Source organism: Pseudomonas sp. FW305-96 (assembly GCF_058783825.1).
On record NZ_JBYSYW010000064.1, the window covers coordinates 1 to 8,307 of the forward strand.

The 8,307-nt window shown below is 65.1% G+C and carries 6 protein-coding genes; 1 reads left to right on the forward strand and 5 read right to left on the reverse strand.

The window, feature by feature from the left end; translation table 11 throughout:
- Positions 1-72 precede the first annotated feature (72 nt).
- From AC3WL2_RS25690 to AC3WL2_RS25700, 3 genes are read right to left on the reverse strand one after another with little or no spacing between them, the layout of a single operon-like run.
- Positions 73-3,126 carry an efflux RND transporter permease subunit gene (locus AC3WL2_RS25690; protein WP_102685444.1) on the reverse strand — a complete coding sequence of 1,018 codons (3,054 nt, stop codon included), beginning with the start codon at positions 3,124-3,126 and terminating at the stop codon, positions 73-75.
- Positions 3,123-4,190: an efflux RND transporter periplasmic adaptor subunit gene (locus tag AC3WL2_RS25695; RefSeq protein WP_102685443.1), complete on the reverse strand. Its 1,068-nt coding sequence runs from the start codon at positions 4,188-4,190 to the stop codon at positions 3,123-3,125. Before AC3WL2_RS25695 ends, AC3WL2_RS25690 begins: the two co-directional genes overlap by 4 nt.
- Positions 4,187-5,275 carry an efflux RND transporter periplasmic adaptor subunit gene (locus AC3WL2_RS25700; protein WP_102685442.1) on the reverse strand — a complete coding sequence of 363 codons (1,089 nt, stop codon included), beginning with the start codon at positions 5,273-5,275 and terminating at the stop codon, positions 4,187-4,189. Before AC3WL2_RS25700 ends, AC3WL2_RS25695 begins: the two co-directional genes overlap by 4 nt.
- A gap of 139 nt (positions 5,276-5,414) precedes the next feature.
- Between AC3WL2_RS25700 and AC3WL2_RS25705 the strand changes: the two genes are divergently transcribed.
- The gene (locus AC3WL2_RS25705; RefSeq protein ID WP_102685441.1) at positions 5,415-6,581 is read left to right on the forward strand and encodes an AAA family ATPase; all 1,167 of its coding nucleotides are present in this window, start codon (positions 5,415-5,417) and stop codon (positions 6,579-6,581) included.
- Positions 6,582-6,659: 78 nt separating this feature from the next.
- Here the strand turns inward: AC3WL2_RS25705 and AC3WL2_RS25710 are convergent, their stop codons facing one another.
- Positions 6,660-7,553, reverse strand: coding sequence for an ABC transporter permease subunit (locus tag AC3WL2_RS25710; protein ID WP_038707013.1), 894 nt, complete (start codon positions 7,551-7,553; stop codon positions 6,660-6,662).
- Positions 7,550-8,307, reverse strand: a 758-nt coding sequence (locus AC3WL2_RS25715; protein ID WP_102719685.1) for an ABC transporter permease subunit, incomplete at its 5' end; no start/stop codon positions are given. The genes AC3WL2_RS25715 and AC3WL2_RS25710, both read right to left, overlap by 4 nt.

Sequence of the window (8,307 nt, forward strand, 5' to 3'; positions counted from 1 at the left end):
GCCAGCGATAGCGTCGGTGAGGCTGACGACGCTATCGCTGGCAAGCCAGCTCCCACAGGGTGCGCGTGGTTCTCAGGAAGTCTTTTCCGGCTCGCGGATCTTGTACCAGGCCACGTACAGCGCCGGCAGGAACAACAGCGTCAGCAGCGTTGCGCTGATGATGCCGCCGATCATGGCGTAGGCCATCGGCCCCCAGAACACTTCCCGGGCAATCGGGATCATGCCCAGGCTTGCCGCCGCCGCCGTCAACAGGATCGGCCGACGGCGGTGGTTGGTCGCCTCCACCACCGCGTCCCAGGGGGTGTAACCCTGTTCCTCGAATTCGTCGATCTGGGTCACCAGGATCACCGAGTTGCGGATGATGATCCCGGCCAGGGCGAGGATGCCGAGGATCGCCACGAAGCCCATGGGCGTGCCCGTGGGCACCAGGGCCAGGACCACGCCGATCAGCCCCAGCGGCGCGACGCTGACCACCAGGAACAGCTTCTGCACGCTGTGCAGCTGGATCATCAGGAAGGTCGCCATGAGGAACAGCATCAACGGAATGACATCGGCGATCGGCCCCTGCGCCTTGCCGCTCTCCTCCACCGTACCGCCGGTGGCCACGCCGTAGCCGGGCGGCAGCTTGCCGGCGAACTCGTCGATTTTCGGCTTGAGCTGCGCCACCAGGTTGGTCGGCTGGATATCGCCGACCACCGAGGCCTTGATGGTGATGGTCGGCTTGCGGTCGCGCCGCCACACCAATGGCTGCTCCAGCTCGTAGCGCACGGTGGCGAACGCCAACAGGGGAATGGATACACCGCTGGGGCTGACGATCTGCAGGTTCTGCAGGGTGTCGGGCGAGCCCCGCTCGCTGTCCTCGGCGCGGGCAATGACGTCGACCAGGTAGATGTTGTCGTTGACCTGGGTGACCGGCACGCCGCTGACGATGCTGTTCATCACATTGGCCACGTCTTCGGACGACAGCCCCAGCTGGCGTGCCTTGTCCTGGGCGATCTCGATGCGCAGCACCTTACCGGGCTCGTTCCAGTCGTACATCATGTCGCCGATATGTTCGTTGCCATCGAGCACCGTGGCCAGTTCGATGGCATAGCGGCGCACCTGGTCGATGTCCTTGCCGCTGACCCGGTACTGGATCGGCCGGCCCACCGGTGGGCCCATCTCCAGCGACTGCACGTTGCTGCCGATGCCGACGAAGTCCTCGCGCAGCAGTTTCTGCAGGCGCTCGATCATGCCCTGGCGCTCTTCGAAGCCCTTGCTGACGATCACCAGCTGGGCGTAATAGGGATTCTGCAGTTGCTGGTCGAGGGGCAGGTAGAAGCGGATCGCGCCCTGGCCGATGTAAGTGCTCCAGCGCACCAGGTCGGGGTCGTCCTTGATCTTCGCCTCCAGGCGATCCACCACCTTGCGCGTTTCCTCGATCGAGGCGTTCTGCGGCAGGTCGAGATCGACCAGGATCTCCGGGCGGTCCGAGGATGGGAAGAACTGGTTCTGCACGAAGCGCATGCCCACCACCGACAGTGCGAACAGCACGATGGTGCCGATCACCGTCACCCAGCGGTGGCGCATGCACCACAGCAGGCCATGTTCGAATGCCCGGCCCACTCGCCCGGGTTCGGCCTCGTGGGGCTTGAGCTTTTCGCTGCTGAGGATATGCACCCCCAGCACCGGGGCGAAGAACACCGCCACCACCCACGACACCAGCAGCGCCACGGCGATCACCGCGAACAAGGTATAGGTATATTCACCGGCCGAGCTGGCATTGAGGCCGATCGGCACGAATCCGGCCACGGTCACCAGGGTTCCGGTAAGCATGGGGAAGGCCGTCGAGGTGTAGGCGAAGGTCGCCGCCTGCTCTTTCGTCTCGCCCATTTCCAGGCGCGTGACCATCACCTCCACGGTGATCATCGCGTCATCCACCAGCAGGCCCAGGGCAATGATCAGCGCACCCAGCGAGATCCGCTGCATGGTGATATCGCTGTACTCCATGAACACGAACACCATGGCCAGCACCAGCGGGATCGAGCAGGCCACCACCAGCCCGGCACGCACGCCCAGGCTGACGAAGCTCACCACCAGCACGATCACCACGGCTTCGAACAAGGCACTGGTGAAGCCGCCAACCGCCTGCTTGACCACCACAGCCTGGTCGGACACGGTGTGCACGCCGACCCCGACCGGCAGTTCGCTGACGATGCTGTCCATCTTCTTCTTCAGCGCCGCGCCAAACACCTCGATGTTGCCGCCGGCCTTCATGCCGATGGCCAGGCCGATGGCCGGCTGGCCGTTGTAGCGGAAGATCGGCGACGGCGGGTCGACATAGCCACGCTCGATGTCGGCGATATCGGCCAGGCGGAAGAAGCGGTCGTTGATGCGCAGGTTGACCGTCTCCAGGTCCTTCTCCGAGGCGAACTGCCCGGTGGTGCGCACCGAAATCCGCTCGGGGCCGGCTTCGATCACCCCCGCCGGGGTCACCGCGTTCTGCGATTTCAGCGCCTCCATGACCTGCCGCTGGTCGATGCCCAGGGCTGCCAGCTTGCGGGTGGAGAAATTCAGGTAGAGCACTTCGTCCTGGGTGCCGATCAGCTCGATCTTGCCGATGTTGTGCACCTCGCGCACCTCCGCGCGGGCCTGCTCCACATAGTCGCGCAGCTGACGCAGGTTCAGGCCATCGGAGGTGAAAGCGTAGATCGAGCCGAACACGTCGCCGAACTCGTCGTTGAAGCCCGGGCCCTGTACACCCTGGGGGAACTGGCCGCGGATGTCCTGGATCTTCTTGCGCACCTGGTACCAGATGTCTGGAATGTCCTTGGCCTTGGTGGTGTCGCGCAGGTACACGTAGACCGTCGATTCACCGGGGCGGGTATAACTTTTCACGTAGTCGAGCGAATCGAGCTCCTCGAGTTTCTTTTCGATCCGGTCGGTGATCTGGTACAGCGTCTCGTCCTGGGTCGCGCCGGGCCAGCGGGTCTGGATCACCATGGTCTTGATGGTGAAGGACGGATCCTCCTCTCGACCCAGGTTGAAGTAGGAAAAAATCCCCATCAGCAGGCCGACGAACATCAGGTACCAGACGAAGGACTGGTGCTTGAGCGCCCATTCGGAGAGGTTGAAGCTTCCTTTCATCGTGCGTCCTCGTCGAAGATGACCTTCTGGCCAGGCTTGAGGCTGTTCACGCCGGCGGTGACGACGCGCTCGCCGGGTTGCACACCGGAGGACAGGATGATGCTGTCAGGGCCACGCTCCGCCAGGGTGACGTCACGGGTGGCCACGGTCTTGCCCTGCGGGTCGACCACCCAGACCTGGGTCTTGCCATCGCGCTCGAGCAACGCGGAACGCGGCAACTGGCTGCGCGGCGTCAGCGCCGAGGTCAGGGTGACGCTGATCGCTGTCCCCAGGTGGAAAGCCTCCGGGGTGCTGGCCAGGGTCAGGCGGGCGCGGCGGGTACGGGTGGTGGCATCAGCCTGGGGCTCCAGCTCGCGCAAGGTGGCAGTAGTGTTGATGCTGGTGTCGAGCTGCGAGGCGACGGTGAAGGTGAGGTCGCGGCTCAGTTGTTCGGCCAAGGCTATCGGCAGGTCGATCACCGCTTCTTTCACGTCCGGGCGCGCCAGGGTGACTACGGCCTGGCCGGCGCTGACAGTCTGCCCGGCCTCGGCCTGCCAGGCCGTGATCACCGCGGCATGGTCGCTACGCAGGGTGCTGTAGTCGAGCTGGTCGCGGGCCTGGCTGACTGCCGAACGCGCCTGCGCCAGCGACGCGCCGGTAGTCTTCAGGTTGGTCTGGGCGATGTCCAGCTGGGCTTGGGCGCCGACTCCGCGGTCATACAGCTGTTGCTGGCGACGGGCATCGGCCTGGGCATTGATCCACTGCGCCTGCACCCGCGCGAGGTCGCCTTCGGCGGCACGCAGCTGGTTCTGCTGGTCGGTCGGATCGAGGGTGGCCAAGGTATCGCCCGGCTTGACCTGGGCCCCGACATCCAGCCAGCGCCTGGCGATACGACCAGACACGCGGAAACCCAAGGTGCTCTCGAAGCGCGCCTGGATGTTGCCGGCAAAGCGCCCAAGCTGCGCTTGCACCTGGGGCTCGACCACGGTCGACAACACCGGTCGCACGGGTTCGGGCTGGGCTTCCTCTCCACCACAGGCAGCCAGCAACAGGCAGGCAGACACTATCGGCAGCAACGGCCTCATGGCGCGACTCCCCCGTTTCTGGCATCGACCTTCTCGACCTGAATACCTGGGTTCAACAGCTGGCCACCACTGACCACCACCACCTCACCGGCCTCCAGGCCCTCGCTGATCACCACTTTTCCGGTCAGGTAGCGCGCCACCTGGACCTTGCGCAGTTGCGCCTTGTCACCCTCGCCGACCACCCACACGGCGGGCTCGTTCAGCGCCTTGGTCAGGGCTGACCAGGGCAGCTCGACGCTCGGTTTGCCATGGGCACTGGCCGACGCCGTCACCGGCGCACCCAGGGCCATGCCCTTGGGCACGTCGCGCAGGGCAACCTTGACCTGCACCGTGCCGCTTTGCGCAGAGACCGTCGGGGTGATCTCGCGCACGTGGCCTTGGGCGGTGATGGCGGGGTTGTCGATCAGGCTGACCGTCACACCCTTGTCACCGCTGGGTGCCACCAGCAGCGACTCATAGACATTGAACACCGCGTCACGGTCGCCATCGACCGCCAGGCTGAAGATCGGCATGGTCGCCTGCACCACTTGGCCGACTTCGGCCTGGCGCGCAGTGATCACGCCGTCGGCCTCGGACACCAATGCCGTGTAGCTCAGCTGCTCGTTGGCGTTGGCCAGTTGCGCCTGGGCGGCCTTGAGCGCGCTCTGGCTGCTGCGCAACGCGGCTTCAGCGGAGTCGTACTCGCTCTGGCTGGTGTAGCCCTTGGGCAAGAGTTTCTGCTGGCGCACGAACGCGGCGCTGGTCTGGGTAACCCGGGCCTGTTCGGCGAACACCTCGGCCTTGGCCGAATCGACGTTGTTCTGCAGGTCCTTGGGGTCCAGGCGCGCCAGTACCTGATTGGCCTTCACGTGGTCACCGACATCGACGCTGCGCGCAATGATCTTGCCGCCCACGCGGAACGACAAGTCGGTCTGCACCCGCGCCTGCACGTCACCGGTCAGGGTGACCCGGGCGGCAAAGTCGGTGGGCTGCACCTGCTGCACCGCGACCCGGGGCAGCACCTGGCCGACCTCCTCCTTGCCACATCCTGAAAGCAGGGACAGCAACCCCAGGCAAACGACCAGCGGCACACGCTCTAGCGTCATGCAGGCTCCTTGCTTCTCTCAGGTGAAAGGGATGCGTTTGAAAGCGTAGATCAGGGATCGACAAACGGCATCGGCCAGGGTTCAACAAAGCGAGGCGGTATCGGCGATACTGCGTTCCGACCGCTCAAGGATGCCGCCTATGCTCACCACCCTGGCCATTGCCAACTACCGCTCGATCAACCAGCTGGTGCTGCCGCTGGGCCGGCTGAACGTGATTACCGGTGCCAATGGCAGTGGCAAGTCCAACCTGTACAAGGCCTTGCGTCTACTCGCGGAGACCGCGCACGGCGGGGTGGTCAATGCGCTGGCCGCCGAAGGCGGGCTGGAGTCCACCTTCTGGGCCGGCCCAGAGAAGCTCACCCGCCGCATGCTCAGCGGCGAAGTGCCGGTGGAGGGCGGGCCGCGCCAGCATGTCAAACGCTTGAAGATGGGCTTTGCCGGCGCAGACTTCGGCTACGCCATCAGCCTCGGCCTGCCCGAACCCAGCCGGTCCAAGTTCGCCCTCGACCCGCAAATAAAGCTTGAAACCATCTGGGCCGGGCCCCTGTGCCGCCCCGCCAGCCAGCTGGTGCAGCGCAACGCGGCGATGGTCAAGGCCCGCGACGGGCGCCAATGGCAGGTGCTGCACCAGCACATGACCGAGTTCGACAGCCTGTTCGACCAGGTCGGCAGCCTGCAGGGCTCACCCGAGGTGCTGCACCTGCGCGAACAGATCCGCAGTTGGCGGTTCTACGACCACTTCAGGACCGACGCCGAGGCGCCTGCCCGCCAGTCACGGCTGGGCACCCGCACCCCGGTGCTGCATCACGACGGCCGCGACCTCGCCGCAGCGTTGCAGACCATCGATGAGATAGGCGACCTGCAGGCGCTGCAGGATGCGGTGAGCGATGCATTTCCCGGCGCACGCCTCACGGTCGATGCCCAGGCCGGCGGAATGTTCGCCCTGCGCTTGCACCAGGCCGGGCTGTTGCGCCCGCTGAGCGCCGCGGAACTGTCCGACGGCACGTTGCGCTACCTGCTGCTGGTGGCCGCCCTGCTTACCCCTCGCCCGCCGAGCATGATGGTGCTCAACGAGCCGGAAACCAGCCTGCACCCGGACCTGCTGCCGGCGCTGGCACGGTTGATTCGCCGCGCGGCGCACCAGTGTCAGGTGTGGGTGGTGTCGCACGCGCCACGCTTGGTGGCGGCACTGGAAGAGGACGCGGACTGCAACTCGATCCACTTGGAGAAAACCCTGGGACAGACCGGGGTCGTCGGGCAGGGAATGCTCGATGAGCCGGCCTGGTACTGGCCGGATCAGAGCTGAAAAGAACGCGGGGCAAACCTGCTTCCACGAGTCCCGTGGAGGTCTCGTGGGGGCAGGTTTGCCCCGCGATGCGTTGGCTCAGGCCTGCGCGGCGGCCTGGGCCGGACGACGTACCTGCGGCTGCGAGACGTTCGCCGCAGCGCCCTCCTCGATGGCCTGCTGGATCGCCCGACGACGACGCTCCTCGGCCTGGCGGCTGAAATACCAGACCATGAAAGTCACCAGCGACACCGACAGCAGGATCAGGCTGGCCACGGCGTTGATCTCCGGCTTCACGCCCAGGCGCACGGCCGAGAACACTTCCATCGGCAGCGTGGTCGAGCCAGGGCCGGAGACGAAGCTGGCCAGCACCAGGTCATCCAGCGACAGGGCGAACGACATCATGCCGCCCGCCGCCAGCGACGGTGCGATCATCGGGATGGTGATCAGGAAGAACACCTTCCACGGCTTGGCGCCCAGGTCCATGGCCGCCTCCTCGATGGACAGGTCCAACTCGCGCAGGCGCGCCGACACCACCACCGCCACGTAGGCTGCGCAGAACGTGGTGTGGGCGATCCAGATGGTGACGATGCCGCGCTCCTGCGGCCAGCCGATCATCTGCGCCATGGCCACGAACAGCAGCAACAGCGACAGACCGGTGATCACCTCGGGCATCACCAGTGGCGCGGTGACCAGGCCACCGAACAGGGTGCGGCCCTTGAAGCGGGTGACCCGGGTCAGCACGAAGGCCGCCAGGGTGCCCAGCGCCACCGCGGCGACCGCCGTGTAGCAGGCGATCTCCAGCGAGCGCATCACCGAACCCATCAGCTGGGTGTTGTCGAGCAGGCCGACGTACCACTTCACCGACCAGCCGCCCCATACCGTTACCAGCTTGGAGGCGTTGAACGAGTAGATCACCAGGATCAGCATCGGCAGGTAGATGAACAGCAAGCCGAGCACCAGCATCAGCTTGGAGAAACTGAAGCGTTTCATGCGCGGCCCTCCATCTCTTTGGCCTGGCTGCGGTTGAACAGCAGGATCGGTACGATCAGGATCGCCAGCATCACCACCGCCAGCGCGGATGCCACCGGCCAGTCACGGTTGTTGAAGAACTCTTGCCACAGCACTTTACCGATCATCAGGGTTTCCGGGCCGCCGAGCAGTTCAGGAATCACGAACTCGCCCACCACCGGGATGAACACCAGCATGCAGCCGGCGATGATGCCGTTCTTCGACAGCGGCACGGTGATCTTCCAGAAGCTGTTGAAGGTGCTCGAGCCAAGGTCGGATGCAGCTTCCAGCAGGCTTTCGTCATGCTTCACCAGGTTGGCGTACAGCGGCAGGATCATGAACGGCAGGTACGAATAGACCACGCCGATATACACCGCCAGGTTGGTGTTGAGGATCTGCAGCGGTTGGTCGATCAGCCCCAGCCACAGCAGGAAGCTGTTGAGCAGGCCGTTGTTGCTGAGGATGCCCATCCAGGCGTAGACGCGGATCAGGATCGCAGTCCAGGTCGGCATCATGATCAGCAGCAGCAGGACGGTCTGCGACTCTTTTCTGGCCTTGGAGATGGCGTAGGCCATCGGGTAGCCGATCAGCAGGCAGAGCAAGGTGCTGAAGAAGGCCACCTTGAGCGAGCCGAGGTAGGCCGCGATGTACAGCTCGTCCTCCGTCAGCAGGCCATAGTTGGCCAGGTTCAGCACCAGCTGGACCTTGCCTTCCAGGTAGGTGTAGATCTCGGTGT

Bases quoted from the DNA above. Each gene is read 5' to 3' on its own strand.
- AC3WL2_RS25690 (WP_102685444.1), bottom strand. From the start codon at position 3,126: ATGAAAGGAAGCTTCAACCTCTCCGAATGGGCGCTCAAGCACCAGTCC.
- AC3WL2_RS25710 (WP_038707013.1), bottom strand. From the start codon at position 7,553: ATGAAACGCTTCAGTTTCTCCAAGCTGATGCTGGTGCTCGGCTTGCTG.
- AC3WL2_RS25695 (WP_102685443.1), bottom strand. From the start codon at position 4,190: ATGAGGCCGTTGCTGCCGATAGTGTCTGCCTGCCTGTTGCTGGCTGCC.
- AC3WL2_RS25705 (WP_102685441.1), top strand. From the start codon at position 5,415: ATGCTCACCACCCTGGCCATTGCCAACTACCGCTCGATCAACCAGCTG.
- AC3WL2_RS25700 (WP_102685442.1), bottom strand. From the start codon at position 5,275: ATGACGCTAGAGCGTGTGCCGCTGGTCGTTTGCCTGGGGTTGCTGTCC.